The 17,021-nt window shown below is 69.9% G+C and carries 13 protein-coding genes, 1 tRNA gene and 1 pseudogene; 11 read left to right on the top strand and 4 right to left on the bottom strand.

Features of this window, described 5'->3' with window-relative positions:
• Window positions 1-59: 59 nt before the first annotated feature.
• Window positions 60-911: a DUF5134 domain-containing protein gene (locus OIE40_RS13595; protein WP_264703075.1), complete on the top strand. Its 852-nt coding sequence runs from the start codon at window positions 60-62 to the stop codon at window positions 909-911.
• Window positions 912-1,178: 267 nt separating this feature from the next.
• Here the strand turns inward: OIE40_RS13595 and OIE40_RS13600 are convergent.
• Window positions 1,179-1,261 (bottom strand) — tRNA-Leu (locus tag OIE40_RS13600).
• Between the two features lie 159 nt (window positions 1,262-1,420).
• Here OIE40_RS13600 and OIE40_RS13605 point away from each other — a divergent pair.
• The 7 genes and pseudogenes from OIE40_RS13605 (at window position 1,421) to OIE40_RS13635 (ending at window position 10,222) form a co-directional block, all read left to right on the top strand.
• Window positions 1,421-2,128, top strand: a complete 708-nt coding sequence (locus tag OIE40_RS13605) for an FHA domain-containing protein (protein WP_264703077.1) — start codon at window positions 1,421-1,423, stop codon at window positions 2,126-2,128.
• A gap of 7 nt (window positions 2,129-2,135) precedes the next feature.
• Window positions 2,136-2,615, top strand: a complete 480-nt coding sequence (locus tag OIE40_RS13610; protein ID WP_264703079.1) for an FHA domain-containing protein FhaB/FipA — start codon at window positions 2,136-2,138, stop codon at window positions 2,613-2,615.
• A gap of 3 nt (window positions 2,616-2,618) precedes the next feature.
• The gene (locus OIE40_RS13615) at window positions 2,619-4,010 is read left to right on the top strand and encodes a PP2C family protein-serine/threonine phosphatase (RefSeq protein ID WP_264703080.1); all 1,392 of its coding nucleotides are present in this window, start codon (window positions 2,619-2,621) and stop codon (window positions 4,008-4,010) included.
• Window positions 4,011-4,012: 2 nt separating this feature from the next.
• Window positions 4,013-5,356 (top strand): annotated as a pseudogene (locus OIE40_RS13620) (FtsW/RodA/SpoVE family cell cycle protein); the annotation flags it as partial.
• Between the two features lie 308 nt (window positions 5,357-5,664).
• Window positions 5,665-7,080, top strand: coding sequence for a peptidoglycan D,D-transpeptidase FtsI family protein (locus OIE40_RS13625; RefSeq protein WP_264703083.1), 1,416 nt, complete (start codon window positions 5,665-5,667; stop codon window positions 7,078-7,080).
• Between the two features lie 51 nt (window positions 7,081-7,131).
• Window positions 7,132-8,928, top strand: coding sequence for a Stk1 family PASTA domain-containing Ser/Thr kinase (gene pknB, locus OIE40_RS13630; protein WP_264703085.1), 1,797 nt, complete (start codon window positions 7,132-7,134; stop codon window positions 8,926-8,928).
• 421 nt (window positions 8,929-9,349) lie between these two features.
• Window positions 9,350-10,222 (top strand): hypothetical protein, encoded by an 873-nt coding sequence (locus OIE40_RS13635; protein WP_264703087.1) that lies wholly within the window; start codon window positions 9,350-9,352, stop codon window positions 10,220-10,222.
• Between the two features lie 301 nt (window positions 10,223-10,523).
• Here OIE40_RS13635 and OIE40_RS13640 read toward each other — a convergent pair whose 3' ends face one another.
• Together OIE40_RS13640 and OIE40_RS13645 are read right to left on the bottom strand one after the other, a co-directional pair.
• Window positions 10,524-11,156, bottom strand: a complete 633-nt coding sequence (locus OIE40_RS13640; RefSeq protein ID WP_264703088.1) for an aminodeoxychorismate/anthranilate synthase component II — start codon at window positions 11,154-11,156, stop codon at window positions 10,524-10,526.
• Between the two features lie 34 nt (window positions 11,157-11,190).
• Window positions 11,191-11,952: a DUF881 domain-containing protein gene (locus OIE40_RS13645; protein ID WP_264703089.1), complete on the bottom strand. Its 762-nt coding sequence runs from the start codon at window positions 11,950-11,952 to the stop codon at window positions 11,191-11,193.
• Between the two features lie 70 nt (window positions 11,953-12,022).
• On the opposite strand from OIE40_RS13645, the gene OIE40_RS13650 reads away from it, so the two are divergent.
• Genes OIE40_RS13650 through OIE40_RS13660 form a run of 3 tightly spaced genes read left to right on the top strand, consistent with a single transcriptional unit; the run spans window position 12,023 to window position 15,345 of the window.
• Window positions 12,023-12,313 carry a cell division protein CrgA gene (locus tag OIE40_RS13650; protein WP_264703090.1) on the top strand — a complete coding sequence of 97 codons (291 nt, stop codon included), beginning with the start codon at window positions 12,023-12,025 and terminating at the stop codon, window positions 12,311-12,313.
• A 55-nt stretch (window positions 12,314-12,368) separates the two neighbouring features.
• Window positions 12,369-14,129 carry an outer membrane protein assembly factor BamB family protein gene (locus tag OIE40_RS13655; RefSeq protein ID WP_264703091.1) on the top strand — a complete coding sequence of 587 codons (1,761 nt, stop codon included), beginning with the start codon at window positions 12,369-12,371 and terminating at the stop codon, window positions 14,127-14,129.
• A 1-nt stretch (window position 14,130) separates the two neighbouring features.
• Window positions 14,131-15,345, top strand: a complete 1,215-nt coding sequence (locus tag OIE40_RS13660; protein ID WP_264703092.1) for a hypothetical protein — start codon at window positions 14,131-14,133, stop codon at window positions 15,343-15,345.
• A gap of 116 nt (window positions 15,346-15,461) precedes the next feature.
• Here OIE40_RS13660 and lysS read toward each other — a convergent pair whose 3' ends face one another.
• A complete protein-coding gene (gene lysS, locus OIE40_RS13665) occupies window positions 15,462-16,967 on the bottom strand; it encodes a lysine--tRNA ligase (protein WP_264703093.1) in 1,506 nt (501 codons plus the stop codon).
• Window positions 16,968-17,021 lie beyond the last annotated feature (54 nt).

Genomic DNA, 17,021 nt, shown 5'->3' on the forward strand with positions numbered 1-17,021 from the left:
CGTCGCGGCCGCCGGCCGCGGCGGTTAGTCTGCCGGCAGACGACTCGAGAAAGCGGCTGATGTTCACCTTCGTCGACACCCCGGTGAAGTTCCTCGGGCTGCTGGTGCTGTTCGCCTGGTGCACCGTGTGGTGCTGCTACGAGCTGACCCGGCCACAGAACCTCCGGCAACGCATCTCGAACGTGCTGCACCTGGTGATGGCGGTGGTGATGCTGCTGATGGTGGCCGGGCCGACCTGGCGGCTGCTGGTCGCGGTCGTGGACGACACCTGGCTGGCCATCGGCTTCGGCGCGGCGACGGCGTGGTTCTGCTGGCTCGCCGCCCGCGCGTTCACCGGCGGCGACCGGTCGGGCGGATGGCACGGGTTGGGACACGCGGCCATGTTCGGGGCGATGACGTGGCACCTGGCGGCGATGGCGACCATGTCGTCCGCGATGTCGGGGATGAGTGGGCACGGCGGCATGGGCGGTGGCATGGACATGGCGTCCTGGATGGCGGCGCAGAGCCGTCCCGGTGGAACGTTGTGGCTGTTCGCCCTGGTCGGTCTGCCGTTCATGGCCTATTTGCTGGCCTCGTCGCTGTACGCGCTGTGGCAGGTGAGCCGTCCTCCGCTGGTGGTGGCTGCGCCGTGCGCCTGCGGGCCTGCCTGCACCTGCGGCCCCGACTGCGCCTGCGGGACGAGCCACCCCGCGGTCGAGGCCCGCCAGCTGGTCACACCCGACGGCGTGGCGCTCACCGCCCAGCCCCCGCCCGCGGCCTTGGCGTACAACTGCCACGAGGTGCGCCCGCAGGGCAGCGGGTCGTTCCGGCTGGCGAACCTGGCCGACTTCGCGATGAACGCCGGCATGTTCTGGATGAGCACCGGGCTGCTGGTGCCGATCCTGCCGTTCCTGGCCGAGCTGGCGTTCTGAACCGGAAGGCGGAGATGGTTCGTCGGACCCGGCCGCACCTGCAGGCCGCCCCCGCCCGCACTACGCAGTGTGAGCCCAGACATTGAGTTCAATGTCCAGCCTCACTCTGTCTTCGGCGGGTAGGTCTTGCCGCCGACCAGGACCAGCAGGCAGAGCACCGGGTAGGCCGGGCGACCACCGTGGCCCGAGCGCCGCCGCGATCGACCCCGAACATGACGAAAGGCCCTACGACTAGGTGTTCACCCGGCCGTCGAGCCTTGTCTTACGTGCGCGAGAGAGGAGTTGAACCTCCACGTCCTTTCGGACACACGGACCTGAACCGTGCGCGTCTGCCATTCCGCCACTCGCGCGTACCGCCCGAAGGCGACCCGAAGAACTTTAGCACAGCACGCCGGGTGCCCCTGACCACGCCGGCACCCCCCGAGCCCCCGCTGCAGCCCTCGACACGTGGTCCAGACCACTGCCCGCCACCAAGCCGCGCCGACAACCGTTCCACTACTCTGGGGCGCATGGGAGTCTTCGATCGCGTTGAGAAAAAGCTTGAGGGCGCGGTGAACGGCGTCTTCGCGCGCGCGTTCAAGGGCGACGTGCAGCCCGTCGAGATCACCGCCCGGCTGCAGCGCGAACTCGACTCCGAGGCGAAGCTGCTCACCCGCGAGCGCCGCTTGGTGCCCAACGACTTCACCGTCCAGTTGTCCTCGCACGACTATGACCGGCTCGCCCCGTACAGCAAGATGCTCAACTCCGAGGTGATCCCGCAGCTCAACGAATACGCCTCCAACAAGGGCTACATCTTCAACGGCCCGGTCACCATCGACTACGAGCTGGACGAGTCGCTGCCGACCGGCCGGTTCACCGTCTCGAGCGCCGCCGTCGCAGGGGTGGACGCCTCGGCGTCCTCGACCCAGATCCGGCGGGCCAGCCTGGTGGTCGAGGTGAACGGCATCCGGCACCCGCTGAACCCGCCCGGCCTGGTGATCGGGCGAGGCACCGAGGCCGACCTGCGGATCAACGATCCCGGCGTCTCGCGCAAGCACGCCCGGATCAACGTCTCGGGTGAGGGTGACCGGCTGCGCCTCGCCATCGAGGATCTGGGCTCGACCAACGGCATCGTGGTCGACGGCCAGCGCGTCCGGCACGCCGAGGTCTCTGCCGGCAGCCGGATCGAGATCGGCTCCACCCGGCTGACGATCACCTCCCCCGGCCACGACGTCTGAGGCCGCGATGTCAGACCTCGTCGTCCTCGCCCTCAAGCTGCTGTTCCTCGCCCTGTTGTGGCTGTTCGTGCTCTTCGTCGGCAACGTCATCCGCACCGACATGTTCGGCCGCAAGTTCGCCACCAACGAGGTCGGCGAGTTGCAGCCGGTGGCGGAACTGAAGAAGCAGAAGCGGCGCGGCACCCGGCCCGCGAAGAAGGTGCCCAGCACCCTGCGGATCACCCGCGGCAAGCAGGAGGGGCTGACCCTCCCGCTCGGCGAGGGGATCAAGATCGGCCGGGCCGCCGACTGCCAGCTCGTGCTCGACGACGACTACGTCTCGACCCGGCACGCCCAGATCGTGCGCACCGACAACGGTTACGTGGTCGAGGATCTCGGCTCCACCAACGGCACCTACGTCAACAACGAGCGGATCAGCGTCTCCACTCCGTTCGGCACCGCGGACACCCTGCGGATCGGCCGCACCCTGATGGTCGTGGAGAAGTAGCCGATGGCGCTCACATTGGCCTACGTCGCCCGGTCCGAGATCGGCTTGGTGCGCAAGAACAACCAGGACTCCGCCTACGTGTCGCCGTCGATGCTGATGGTGGCCGACGGTATGGGCGGCGCCGCGGCGGGCGATCTGGCGTCCGCGGTGGCGATCGACGAGCTGCGTGAGACCGACGGCGACTTCGCGGGCTCCGACATGCTCGAGGTGGTGGGCGGCGCGATCGCCCGGGCCAACGACCGGATCCGTGACCTGGTCGCGCTCGACCCAGCCCTGGACGGCATGGGCACCACGGTGTGCGGCGTCCTGTTCGACGGTGAGCAGCTGGCCGTGGCGAACATCGGCGACTCTCGCGCCTACCGGCTGCGCGACGGCGTCTTCGAGCGGATCACCCGCGACCACTCGTGGGTGCAGACCCTGGTCGACGACGGGCGGATCACCGAGGCCGAGGCGCTGGTGCATCCGCACCGCTCGTTGATCCTCAAGGTGCTCAACGGACAGCCGACCCACTCCCCCGACCTCGAACTCGCCGACATCGCCGAGGGCGACCGCTACCTGATCTGCTCCGACGGGTTGTGTGGCATGGTCACCGACGACGCGATCGAGGCCGTCATCGGCGGTGAGGACCGCGAGCAGGTCATCGACCAGTTGGTGAAGATCGCCTACGACGAGGGCGGTCTGGACAACGTCACGATCATCCTCGCCGACGTGGTCGCCGACGCCGAGCCCGGGCCCACCATGCTGCTCGGCGCCGCAACCGAGATCGATGTGGACGCCCCGCTGCAGGAGGCCGAGGACACCCGCCCACTGCCGGTCGACGGCAGCGCCGCCGAACTCTCCGCCGAGGACGCCGAACGCGCGCGCTACCAGCCCACCACCAAGGGCCGGGCCAAGGCGTGGGTGAAGGTGGTGCTGGGCATCGTGCTGCCGCTGATGGTGATCGGCGGCGGCCTGTTCGGCTGGTACTCCTTCGTCCAGACCAAGTACTACGTGGGCGACAACAACGACCTGGTCACCGTCTTCCGCGGCGTCCCCGACAAGGTGCTCGGGATCAGCCTCAGTAGCGTGCTGGAGGTGCACAACACCAAGGTGAGCGACCTGCCGCTCTACTACCAGGACCAGGTCCGCAACGCGATCGTGGTGCCCGACCTCGAGGCGGCGGCCAGTACGACCGAGCACCTGCACGACCTCGCGGTGCGCTGTATCCAACAGCGCGAGGAGCGCGCCAACGCGAGCACCACACCCTCACCGACCCCGAGCGCCAGCAGGTCCGGCAGCACGGCGTCCGGCACCCCGACCGCGTCGGGCACGATCACGACCTCGCCCACCGGCAGCCCCAGCGGAACCCCGACACCGACCGCCGACACCACGCCCAAGGCGCCCGAGGACTGTTGACGATGGGCGAAGTGGTCGTCTTCCGTAAGCGGCGCGGGGTCGAACTGGTGATGCTCATCATGGGGATGGGCCTCGCCGTCGCGGGCTACGCGCTGGTGAGCCTGAACGTCGACGGCGAACTCCCCGGCGACTTCTACTGGGGCGTCGGGCTCTACGTGGCGATCGGGCTGGCCGCGCATGTGGTGATCCGGCTGCGGGCGCCCTACGCCGACCCGTTGCTGTTCCCGCTGGTGTACACGCTCAACGGCTTCGGGCTGGCGATGATCTACCGGCTCGACCTGGGCGGCTCGAAGCGGATGCACTCGGCCGAACTGCAGCTGACCTGGACGGCCATCTCGGTGGCGGTGTTCATCGCCGTGCTGTTCCTGCTGAAGGACCATCGCAAGCTGCAGCGCTTCCCGTACCTCATGTTCCTGGCCGGCATGGCAATCCTGATGATGCCGCTGCTGCCCGTGATCGGGTTCGAGAACCACGGCGCCCGGATCTGGATCAAGCTCGGCCCCTACAGCTTCCAGCCCGCCGAGCTGGCCAAGATCGTGCTGACCGTCGCGTTCGCGTCCTACCTGGTGGAGAAGAAGGACGTGCTGGCCCTGGCCGGCGCACGCTTCCTCGGCATCGACCTGCCCCGACCGCGCGACCTCGGGCCGATCATCGTCATGTGGCTGTCCAGCCTGGCCGTGCTGATCTTCCAGAAGGACCTGGGCACCTCGCTGCTGTTCTTCGGCCTGTTCGTGATGATGCTCTACGTCGCCACCGAACGGCCGAGCTGGCCGATCCTGGGCACCCTGCTGTTCCTGGGTGGCGCCTTCGTCGGCTGGCTGACCTACGGCCACGTCCAGACCCGGGTGTCGGCCTGGTTGAACCCGTTCGCCAACTGGGACCAGAACTACCAGATCATCCAGGGCCAGTTCGGGATGGCCTGGGGCGGTCTGTTCGGCACCGGCTGGGGGCTGGGACGCCCCAACCTGACCCCGTTGGCCAAGAACGACTTCATCGCCGCGGCGCTGGGTGAGGAACTCGGCGTGGCCGGGCTGATGGCGATCATCGTGATCTACGGGGTGATCGTGATGCGCGGCCTGCGCACGGCACTCACCGCTCGGGAACCCTTCAGCAAGCTGCTCGCCGCCGGTTTGTCGTTCGTGTTCGCACTGCAGGTGTTCGCCATCATCGGCGGCGTCACCAGGCTGTTGCCGCTGACCGGCCTGACCACCCCGTTCGTCTCCCAGGGCGGCTCGTCGCTGGTCGCCAACTACGCAATGATCGCGCTGCTGCTGGTCGTCACCCACCGGGTGCGGCGTCCACGGACGGCGGCTGAGGAGCCGCAGCAGTCGCTGGCCCACGACACCACCCAGGTGATCGCGGTGCCCAGCCGGGCGGCCCAGCCGCGTCCCGAACCGACGTTCGGCGACACCCCGCTGAGCGCCGACGACCCGCTGCCCGACCAGCAGGACGCCGAACCCACCGCCGCGATCCCGGCACCCGGCGGCGCCGACGAGCCGACCACCGCCCTACCGACCGGAACCGGGGCGGGTGCGGGTGCGGGTGCGGACGAACCGACTACGGCCCTGCCGACCGGAGCCGACCCGAACGAGCCGACCACCGCCCTGCCGACCCGGTCGGCACCCGGCGACGACCGGCCCCTGTGGAGGCAGCCGTGAACCGCCCGATCCGACGCGTCGCCTTCGTCGCCATGCTGATGACCCTGGCGTTGCTGGTCAACGTGTGTGTCAGCTACCTCGTCCGCCAGGACTCGCTGAACGCGAACGCGCAGAACCGCAGGGTCACCGACGCCGCCTTCGCCCAGGACCGCGGCGCGATCATGGTCGGCAACACCGCGGTCGCCGAAACCGTCCAGAGCAAGGACCAGTTCAAGTTCCAGCGCACCTATCCCGGCGGCGAGCTGTACGCGCCCGTCACCGGCTACTTCAGCTACCTGTTCGGTTCGTCCGAACTCGAGCAGACCTACGGCGCGCAGCTGTCCGGCAACGACGACTCCCAGTTCGTGAACCGGCTGATCGCGCTGGCCACCGGCGCCAAGCCCAAGGGTGCGAGCGTGCAGACCACCCTCAACGCCAAGGCGCAGCGGGCCGCCGCCCAGGCCCTCGGCGACCTCAAGGGCGCCGTCGTCGCGCTCGACCCCAGCACCGGCGCGATCAAGGCGATGGTCTCCTCGCCGTCCTTCGATCCCAGCGACCTGGCCACGCACGACCTGTCCGACTCGCAGAAGGCGTGGAAGAAGCTCAACGCCGACGACGACAAGCCGCTGTCGAACCGGGCCACCCGGGAGATCTTCCCGCCCGGCTCCACGTTCAAGGTGATCGTGTCGGCGGCCGCGCTCGACGCCGGTTACGAGCCGGACAGCCAGCTGGACACCTCGTCGTACAAGCTGCCCGGCACCAACACCACGATCTCGACCACCTGCGGCGACAGCCAGACCCTGAAGCGCGCGCTCGAGCTGTCCTGCAACTCCGCCTTCGCCCGGCTGGGCGTCAAGCTCGGTGCGGACGCCCTGCGCGACCAGGCGGAGAAGTTCGGCTTCGGCACCAAGCCGCTGTCCGACATCGGCTCGGTGGCCAGCCGGTTCCCGGACGAGATCGACACCCCCCAGACCGGCCTGGCCGCGATCGGCGGCTACGACGTGGCGGCCACCCCGCTGCAGATGGCGATGGTGGCCGCGGCGGTCGCCAACGACGGCGTGGTGATGCAGCCCTATCTGGTCGAGTCGGTGCGTTCGGCCGACCTGCAGGTGCTCAGCCAGACCCGCCCGTCCCAGCTCCGGGTGGCGACCAGCTCGGCCGACGCCGCCAAGCTGAAGCAGATGATGATCGGCGTCGTGCAGAACGGCACCGGCTGGCGGGCGCAGATCTCCGGGGTGACGGTCGGCGGCAAGACCGGCACCGCCAACTCCGACAACGTGCGGACGCCGTACGCCTGGTTCATCGCCTGGGCCGAGGACCCGAGCGTCGCCGTGGCCGTGTTCGTCCAGGATGCGGAGATGCCCAACACCGACGTGGCCGGTGGCCGGGTCGCGGCCCCCATCGCCAAGGCCGTGATCGAGGCACTGCGATGACCGACCGGACGCCATCGGCCACAATGGACGCTTCGAGGAAGGGACGACCGCATGGGTGACGAACCCAGGGTGCTCGGGGGCCGCTACGAATTGGGTAGTCCGCTGGGCCGAGGGGGCATGGCGCAGGTGCGCCGCGCCCGCGACACCAGGCTGGGCCGGCAGGTGGCGGTGAAGCTGCTGCGCACCGACCTGGCCGGCGACCCCACCTTCCAGGCCCGGTTCCGGCGCGAGGCGCAGGCCTCGGCCGGGCTCAACCACCCCAACATCGTCGCCGTCTACGACACCGGCGAGGAGACCGACTCCGAGACCGGGGTCTCGGTGCCGTACATCGTGATGGAGCTCGTCGAGGGGCACACGCTGCGCGAGCTGCTGCGCGACGGGCGCAAGATCCTGCCCGACCGCGCCCTGGAGTTCACCGCCGGGGTGCTGGACGCCCTGGCCTACTCGCACCGGGCCGGCATCGTGCACCGCGACATCAAGCCGGCCAACGTGATGCTGACCAACAGCGGCCGGGTCAAGGTGATGGACTTCGGCATCGCCCGCGCGGTGGCCGACACCTCCGCCACCATGACGCAGACCGCCGCGGTGATCGGCACCGCGCAGTACCTCTCCCCCGAGCAGGCCCGCGGCGAGACGGTCGATGCCCGCTCGGACATCTACTCGGCCGGCTGCCTGCTGTACGAACTGCTGGTCGGGCATCCGCCGTTCCGCGGCGATTCGCCGGTCTCGGTGGCCTACCAGCACGTCCGGGAGAATCCGGTGCCGCCTGGCCAACTCGACCCGATGGTGTCCGACGACATGGACGCCATCGTGCTGAAGGCGCTGGCCAAGGACCCCGCTGACCGGTACCAGTCGGCGTCCGAGATGCGCGACGACATCAACCGGCTGCTGAACGGGCAGGCCGTGCACGCCGTCACTCCGACGGCCGCGACCGTGCCCGCGTCCGCCGCGGCCGCCACCCGGGTGCTGCCCAGCGCACCCGTCCAGCCTGCCACTGCCGCGACCGGGACCCTCGAGGAGACCGGGTCGACGACGCCGCAGCGGGCGGTGGAGGATCCCTCCTCTGCGAAACGCCGGGGCTGGGTGTGGGGACTGGTCGCCTTCCTGGTCGTGGTCGCGCTGGGGGTGGGCACCTACCTGGTGATGAACCCCGGCACCCGGGTCGAGACGGTTGCCGTCCCGAACGTGACCGACCGCAGCCGCGACCTGGCCGAGTCGATGCTCACCGAGGCCGGCCTGCTGGTCGATGTCGAAGAGGTCGCCGGCCCCGACGACGCCACCGTCGGCAAGGTGATCGGTCAGGACCCGATCGCCGGGGTGAACGTCGAGAAGGGCTCCACGGTCAGCATCCAGGTCAACGTCGGCCCCAAGAAGGCGACGATTCCCACCGATCTGGTCGGCAAGACCGCCAAGGCCGCCGAGACCGCCCTGACGGACCTCGGGTTCACCAACATCGACCGCGAGGAGGACCCACGGGCCACCTCGGCCAAGGCGAACTCGGTGACCAGCGTCAACCCGACCGGCGGGGTCACGGTGCCGCTGGACACCCAGATCACGATCTTCTACGCCCCGGGCACCGGAACCGTCCCCAACTTCTACGGCCAGACGAAGGCGGCCGCCCAGGCGCAGGCCGAGCGGGCCGGCTTCACCGAGGTGACGTTCTCCGAGGAGGAGACCACCGAACTACCGGCCGGTCAGGTGTTCAAGCAGTCGCCGGCCTCGGGGGAGACCGCCAAGTTCAGCGCCACGATCAAGCTGGTGCTGGCCAAGGCCCCCGAGCCCGACCCGACGCCCACACCGACGCCGACCGAGACCTCCGAGTCGCCCGAGCCCGAACCGACAGGCTGACCCTCAGGCTGATTCGTGCCGGCCGGCAGCGCGTTCCGGGGTGTACCTGGTGGGGAAGGCGTCCGGTCTGCTGGTCTTGTCCGGCCTCGGTGGTTTCCGGGGGGCGGCCGATCTCGACATCGGCGTCCGGTCTGCTGGTCTTGGCCGGCCTCGGTGGTTTCCGGGGGGCGGCCGATCTCGACATCGGCGTCCGTTGGGGACAAACCGCTACCGATGCGGAGTCACAGCACGAAATCCGACACCCAACCGTCCACTTGGCGGCGATCTCGACATCGGTTCGCGTCGACGGCCGCGTCCGACACCACCACTGACACCACCTGTGGGGTTCACGACAACAACCGTCATCACAGCCGACCGAAGGTTATCCACAGGCGGACGACTGTGCCTGGCCCACTGACGATCCACGCCGCATGATGTGGCGATGTTGCCGCAGGAACTGCTCACCCTTCCGCTGTTCACCACCGTCGAGGCGCACCGGGTGGGGGTCTCGGACGCCGACCTGCGGGTCGCGCTCAAGGGCCAGGCGATCCGCCGGCTGAAACGGGGCTGGTACACGGCCCAGCCGATCAACTGGCCCGAGGACCGTCACCGGCTCATGGTGCAGGTGGAACTCCGGGAACGGACGGGCGTCGTGCCGAGCCACTACTCCGCAGCGGTGCACCTGCAGCTTCCGGTGCACCGGGTGCACTGGGGCGTCGTCCACCTGATGCGGACGACGCCCGGGCCTGGGCAGCACCGGGCCGGGTTGTCACTCCACAAGAAGGTGGGTGACTACACCAGCCTCGATCCCGCGCTGGCGATCGCGCAGACGGCCCTGCTCTCGGCGGAGTCCGGGTTGATGGCCTACGACGCCGCACTGCGCCGCGGGCTGCTGGTTCCCGATGACCTGGAACAGGCGCTGCACGCCTTGCGGACGTGGCCCGGATACGGCCGGGCCGAGCAGGTGCGACGACTCGGGGATGGCCGGCGCGAGTCACCGCTGGAATCGCGCACCGCGCTCACCTTCGACCGGTGGGGCTGGCATCTCATCCCACAGTTCACCGTGCCCGGAACCCGCTACCGCGCCGACGGCCTGATCGAGGGCACCAGCGTGCTCATCGAGACCGACGGCCGCGCGAAATACGACGAGGACGGGGCACTGATCAACGAGAAGGTCAGGGAGGACGACCTGCGCAATCTCGGCTGGGAGGTGGTTCGGGTCACCGACGAGTTGCTCGGCACGCTCAAGGTGCTGCATGCACGGGTGACAGCCGCCCTGAATCGCGCGGTGCGACGAGGGGCATCGGCCGCCTGAGCGGATTCGGCGCCGAGTCCCGGCCCGGGCGGCGTACCGGTCTCGACAACGGCGTCCGATGAAGGGAAACCCTCCCCCATGCAGGGTTACAGCGCCCGTGTCCCGCCCCGGGCGGCGTACCGGTCTCGACAACGGCGTCCGATGAAGGGAAACCCTCCCCCATGCAGGGTTACAACCCGAAAGCCAACAGCCGACCCATCGGCCGGCACCGATCTCGACATCCCGGGCGCCACAAATCGTTCGAACCCTACAGGCCCCACTGGTGTGCGGACGGCGTCGGCGACACCACCGGCAGGCGACCTCAGCGCAGCGCCATCAGGGGCGTGAGCCCCTTCGCCCGCTCGGGGGCGCCGGCGTCCCCGCAGGTGGCGAGCCAGTTGGCGAGCATCTGGTAGCCGCCCTCGGTCAGTACCGACTCGGGGTGGAACTGCACCGACTCGACCTTCAGGGTGCGGTGCCGCACCGCCATGATCACCCCGGACGCGGTGGTCGCCGTCACCTCGAGCTCGTCGGGCACGGTGTCGGGGTCGAGGGCGAGCGAGTGATACCGGGTGGTGGTGATCGGGCTGGGCAGGCCGGCGAACACGCCCTGCCCGGAGTGGAACACCTCCGAGGTCTTGCCGTGCAGCAACTCGGGCGCACGGTTCACCACGCCGCCGTAGGCGACCGAGATGGACTGCAAGCCGAGGCACACCCCGAAGATGGGCACCCTGCCGCCGTGGCTGCGCACCACGTCGATGCACACCCCGGCAGACTCGGGCGTCCCGGGCCCGGGCGAGATCAGCACCCCGTCATAGCCGTCGGCCCAGCGCTCGTCGGCGAACCGCGGGTCGTCGTTGCGCCACACCTCGACCTCGGCGCCCAACTGAGCCAGGTACTGGACCAGGTTGTAGACGAACGAGTCGTAGTTGTCGATCACCAGGATGCGGGCCATGCCGCACATTCTCCCCCATCGACGACGGCCGGTCTCAGCCGATCCGTTTCGCCTCGATGTCGAGGCTGCCGAGGTAGGCGGGCATGGTCACCGACACCTCCCGGCGCTGGTCGTAGCCCAGGCCGTAGGCGGTCACGTACTGCCGGTAGACCTGCACCGCACGCGAGTCGGCCAGCGCCTGCTCGAGCCTGTCCTGGTCGCCGATCGCGGCGATCTCGTACGGCGGGGCGTAGGGGACGCCGTGCAGCACCACCGAGTTGCCGACGCACTTCACCCCGGTGCGCGACGTGACCCGCTGGCCCTGAATGGTCATCGCCTCGGCGCCGCCGCTCCACAGCGCGTTCACGACCGACTGGATGTCCTGCTGGTGCACCACCAGCAGCTCGGCGTCGACCCCCGGGGGCTGGACGCCGCTGGGCGCGTCGTCCAGCGTCACCACCACCGCCGGCCCCTTCACGGATGTCTGCCCGGCCACCTCGGCGGCGGCCCCCAGGGCGGCCTGGTCGACACCGGCGTCGTCCGTCCTGGCCAGGGCGTCCACCTCGCCGCGCAGCTGCGCGACCCGTTGCGCCAACTCGGCGTTGCGTTCGGTCTCGGAGCGGATCAGCCCGGCCAGGTCGGTGTTCCGGTCGGGGCGCAGATCACCGCCGCCGGCGTTGATGGCGCTGGTGGCGATCATGAAGCCGGCCAGCACGCACACGCCGACGCTGACCGCGCGGCGTCCGATCCGCACCTCGCGGGACCGGCCGGACGCGCGGCGCAGCCGGTGCCGGGCCCGTGCCAGCCGTCGCTTCATGCAGGTGAGTCTAGGAGGCGTCCCGCTGCCGGTTGGGCCACACCCGACGGCGCCCGGTAAGCTGTCCGCCATGCCGGAGTCCAGCATCCGCAAGAAGGCCGCGGAGAAAAAAAAGCAGACGAGTGCCGAAACGGCGGCCGAGGCGCGCAAGGAGCGCCAGCGCAGGGTGGCCGCACCGGGCAGCCGTCGCTGGGTTCCGCCCACGTTCATCACCGTCGGCCTGCTCGGCGTGCTGTGGCTGGTCGTCTACTACATCGCCGGTCACCGCATTCCGTTCATGAGTGACCTGGGCGGCTGGAACGTGCTGGTCGGCATGGGGTGCATGGCGGCCGCCTTCGGCATCGCGACCCTCTGGAAGTAGCCGTCCCCCGGCGCGCTCACGGGCTGCCGCCCGGCCGCGCCCGTACGGTGTCATGGTGAGCTCCGCAAACCCCGGAAAGAGTCCGACCGCCCGGCGGCGTGGGCGACGCACCCCCGCCCTGGTGGCGGTGGCCCTGGGTTTGTCGGTGACGCTGGTCGCCTGCTCGGGCAGTGACCCGATCAGCGTCGGTGATCGTCCCAACGCCGGGCATCCCCCGGGCACGGTTGTCACCCAGCGGTCCAGCGTCCCGCTGACCAGCCTGCCCGGCTACCAGGCGCCGGCCGCCCTCGGTGACGGCGGCTTCTGGCGTCCGATGATCGGGGCGAGCGGCGACATCACCTGGCGGGTGTACGACCAGGACAGCACCGTGATCGACGGCTACGACCCCAAACGTGAGGTGGCCTGGGGTTCGGGCAGCGAGTACACCGAGATTCCCGGGGTGTTGGCCTGGCGCGGCAACAACGCGCGCTCGGCACCCTCGTACGGCACGGCCCAGATCACCGACAAGAAGCTCGAGATCGCCTGGACCCACGACGTGGGCGTCGTCACCGCCGACGGCTACTCGTTCCCGGGTGCCGGCTGGACCGGCCAGCCGCTGCTGGTGAAGTGGCCCGAACAGACCAAGAAGGCGATGGGCCTGAGCGCGGCACAGATCGCCGACCAGAACTTCGTCGAGGTCATCTACCCGGTCTTCGACGGCCACGTGTACCGGCTCAGCCTCGCCGACGGCAGCACCACGAAGGATCCGATCGACGCCGGCTGGGGCTTCAAGGGCACCGGCTCGGTCGACCCGCGCGGCTACCCGTTGCTGTACGCCGGGCAGGGGCTGAACGAGAACGGCACCGAGACCGACGGCCCCTGGGAGTACCGGATCTTCGACCTGATCAAGAACACGCAGGTCGCCTCGATCAGCGGCACCGACGAGGTGTCGCACCGCAAGGATCCCGAGGGGTGGGGGGCGTTCGACTCCTCCGCGCTGGTCGACCGCCACTCCGACACCCTGATCGAGCCGGGCGAGAACGGCATCATCTACAAGGCCAAGCTGAACGCCGAATACGACCCCGACAAGGGCACCGTCTCGGTCGACCCGAAACTGACCAAGATGACCTACCGGACGCCGGTGAGCCGGCAGTACGGCATCGAATCGTCCGCGGTGGCCTGGAAGAACCTGATGTGGGCCACCGACAACGACGGCAACCTGATCTGCTGGGACGCCCGGACGCTCGAGGTGGTGTGGGCGCACGCCCTGGTCGACAACACCGACTCAACCCCGGTGCTGGACGACTCGACCGGGCGTCCGTACCTGTACACCGGCAACACGGTGGGCTGGCGTGGCGACGACCGGCGCAACCAGGTGACGAACCTGCGCAAGGTCGACGGGCTGACCGGGGAGGTGATGTGGGAGTACGACGTCCCCGCCTACTTCGACTTTCACGTCAAGGGTGGGCTACTGTCCACCCCGCTGCTCGGCCAGGGTGAGGCGTCCGATCTGGTGATCTTCAACGTCGGCAAGACCACCGCACCCTCGGAGGGCACCATGGTCGCCCTGGACCGGCAGACGGGCCAGGTGGTGTGGCAACGCAACCTGGAGCACTACTCGTGGAGTTCGCCGGTGCTGATCCACGGCGCGGACGGGCACGAGTACGGCGTCTTCGGCGACTCGGCCGGGCTGCTGCACCTGTTCGACCCCACCACCGGTCGCGACTACACGTCGATCTCGCTGGGGGCCAACGTCGAGGCGTCGGTGGCGGCCTTCGACAACATGATCGTGGTCGCCAGCTACGACCAGAAAATCTTCGGGGTCAAGGTGAGTTGAGGTGAGCACCGTGGCTGTCGTCATCGCCTGCCTGCTGGCGCTCGGGGTCTCGGCGGGCTTGCTGCTGTGGGCCTCCCGGCAGCGGAGTTCCCGGCCGCTGGCCGTCTCGGGGCTGGCCCTGCTGCTGGGTGCGGGAGTCGGCGTGACCACCCTGTGGGGCTTCGGCGCAGCCACCAGCCTGGTGCTGATCGTGATGCTGCCGGCGACCCTGCTGGCCCTGGCCGAGGCCGCGCTGTCGGTGCGCGGCGTGCACTGGGTCTGGCGGCTGCTGGTGCAGGGCGTGGTGATCTTCGCGACGATGGTGTTCGAGTGGCGCCGGGGCGACCTGTTCGCGTCCGGGGCGGTGATGGCCACCGTGGTCGGCGTCCTGGGGTTCAACATCGTCGTGTTCGCCGTCGGCGCCGCGCAGCGCTCCGGGGCGCACCGGACGCCGATCGTGCTGGGCGTGCTGGGCTCGCTGTACCTGCTGCTGATCGCGTCCGGCCTACCGAACCCGGGTCTGCAGACCCTGCTGCTGGTGCTGGTCGCGGCGTTGCTGCCGTTGCTGGTCTGGACGCCGCCGGCGGGACTCGTCGACCGGCTGCTCGGCCCGATGCTCGCCGCGCTGGCCTGCGCGGTCGGCTACTACGCCTGGCTGGCCAACGCCTCGCCGGCGATGGTGATCGCGCCCCTGCTCGTGGTGGGCGTCGACGTCGGCTGGACGCTGGTGGCGCGGCTGGCCGGTCGCGACGGCCGGAGCCGGCTCGCCGCCGCCGGCGGCTGGTGGCGAGGGGTGGACGCCTGGGCGACGCCCGCCGACGACCTGGTGGCGCAGCGCGCGGCGGCGTCCGGCTCGGTCAGGTCGGCGGCGCTGTGGTTGGTCGGCGCCACCGTCGTGGTGCTGGCGATCAGCCTGCTGCAGTGGTGGCGACTCGGCGGTTCGTGGCTGCTGGCTCTTGCCCCGCTCGCGGTGGTCGCCCTGGGCTGGCTGGCGCTGCAACTGCCCTGGGTCCGGACATCGCTGCGCAACCTGCTGATCGCGCTGGCCGCGGTGGCCGTCGTGGCGCTGCTGGGGGCCGCGGCGTCCTATCGGCTCGACGGCCGGCTGGTGGTCGCGGCGCTGCCGGTGCTGGCCGGCCTGGTGGTCGCGGCCGCGGCCGGCGTGCGGGTGTTGAGGCCGTACCTGCCCCCGCTGCCGCCGCTGATCACCCGGAAGCAGCCAGAGCCGCTGCCCTGAGCGGTCCGGCACCGGTCATCGCAGCCCTCGTATCGCGGTCCCGTCACCCCGGGGCGTCATCGCCGCCTCGTCATCCCGGCGGACGCCGGGATCTCTCCACCGGCCGAACGCCCGGCTCAGCCGTGCGGCTTGAGCAGCGGGAACAGGATCGTCTCGCGGATGCCGGCGCCGGTGAACAGCATGATCGTCCGGTCGATGCCCAATCCCATGCCACCCATCGGCGGGGCGCCGAACTCGAGTGCGCGCAGGAAGTCCTCGTCGAGCTGCATCGCCTCGGGGTCGCCGGCCGCGGCCTTGAGCGACTGGGCGACGAGCACGTCGCGCTGGATCACCGGGTCGATGAGTTCGGAGAACCCGGTGCCGCGCTCGACACCGCCGATGATCAGGTCCCAGGCCTCGACCAGTCGCGGGTCGTCGGGGTTGTTGCGGGCCAGCGGCTGCGCGATCGCCGGGTAGCCGTTGACGAAGGTGGGCTGCACCAGGGTGGGCTCGACGATCTCGCCGAACAGCTCCATCACCAGCTTCTGGTCGCTCCAGGCCGGGTCGTACTCGATGCTCCGGGCGTCCGCGAGGGCGCGCAGCCGCTCCAGTGGGGTGTCGGGGGTGATCTGCTCGCCCACGGCGTCCGACAAGGCGGGATAGACGCTCAGCCACGTCCATTCTCCGGTCAGGTACACCTCGCCGGCCGGGGTCTGCACCGACTCGATGCCGAGGGCGTCGGCGGCGTTGACGATCAGGTCGCGGGTCATCGCGGCGATCGTGAACTGGTCGCCCCACGCCTGGTAGGCCTCGAGCATGGTGAACTCGGCCGAGTGCGAGGAGTCGATGCCCTCATTGCGGAAGATCCGGCCCATCTCGTAGACCCGGTCGGCCCCGCCCACCATCGCCCGCTTCAGGTACAGCTCGATCGCGATCCGCAGCGTCATCGGAATGTCGAAGGCGTTGAGGTGGGTGTTGAACGGACGCGCCGCCGCCCCGCCGTGCACCAACTGCAGGATCGGCGTCTCGACCTCCAGGTAGCCCTGGTCGTGCAGGGTCTCCCGGATGGAGCGCACGATGGTGGCCCGGGTGCGCACCATGTCGCGGGCCTCCTGACGCGCGACCAGGTCGGCGTAGCGCTGCCTCACCCGGGTCTCCTCACCGAGCTCCTTGTGCAGGGTGGGCAGCGGCCGCAGCGCCTTGGACGCCAACCGCCACTCGCTGGCCAGCACCGACAACTCGCCGCGCTTGGAGGAGATCACCCGGCCCTTGACGAAGACGAAGTCGCCCAGGTCGACGTCGGCCTTCCAGTCCGCCAGCCGCTGCTCGCCGACCTCGGCCAGGGACAGCATCACCTGCAACCTGGTGCCCGAGTCGTGCTCGGTGAACCCGTCCTGGATGGTGGCGAAGCACAGCTTTCCGGTGTTGCGGATGAACACCACGCGACCGCCGACGCCGACCACGTCGGTGGTTTCCTCGCCGGCGCTCAGGTGTCCCCACCCGGCGTGCACCTGGGCGGCAGAGTGCGTGCGGCCGACGCTGATCGGGTACGGGTCGGTGCCCGCCTCGAGCAGCCGAGCGCGCTTGTCGCGGCGCAGGCGGAGCTGTTCGGGCAGGTCGGAGTCGGTGGAGGGCGTGGTCACCGGGCGATTGTATCGGCGGCCCGCGGAGGGTCTCGCCGCGTACGTGGGGCGCGG

The organism is Micropruina sonneratiae (assembly GCF_025972045.1).
In the GTDB taxonomy this organism is placed as follows: Bacteria; Actinomycetota; Actinomycetes; order Propionibacteriales; family Propionibacteriaceae; genus Micropruina; species Micropruina sonneratiae.

Excerpts from the sequence above, each read along its gene's own strand:
- OIE40_RS13650 (WP_264703090.1), top strand. The coding sequence starts at position 12,023 with ATGCCGGAGTCCAGCATCCGCAAGAAGGCCGCGGAGAAAAAAAAGCAG.
- OIE40_RS13615 (WP_264703080.1), top strand. The coding sequence starts at position 2,619 with ATGGCGCTCACATTGGCCTACGTCGCCCGGTCCGAGATCGGCTTGGTG.
- OIE40_RS13595 (WP_264703075.1), top strand. The coding sequence starts at position 60 with ATGTTCACCTTCGTCGACACCCCGGTGAAGTTCCTCGGGCTGCTGGTG.
- OIE40_RS13645 (WP_264703089.1), bottom strand. The coding sequence starts at position 11,952 with ATGAAGCGACGGCTGGCACGGGCCCGGCACCGGCTGCGCCGCGCGTCC.
- OIE40_RS13610 (WP_264703079.1), top strand. The coding sequence starts at position 2,136 with ATGTCAGACCTCGTCGTCCTCGCCCTCAAGCTGCTGTTCCTCGCCCTG.
- OIE40_RS13640 (WP_264703088.1), bottom strand. The coding sequence starts at position 11,156 with ATGGCCCGCATCCTGGTGATCGACAACTACGACTCGTTCGTCTACAAC.
- pknB (WP_264703085.1), top strand. The coding sequence starts at position 7,132 with ATGGGTGACGAACCCAGGGTGCTCGGGGGCCGCTACGAATTGGGTAGT.
- OIE40_RS13635 (WP_264703087.1), top strand. The coding sequence starts at position 9,350 with ATGTTGCCGCAGGAACTGCTCACCCTTCCGCTGTTCACCACCGTCGAG.
- OIE40_RS13605 (WP_264703077.1), top strand. The coding sequence starts at position 1,421 with ATGGGAGTCTTCGATCGCGTTGAGAAAAAGCTTGAGGGCGCGGTGAAC.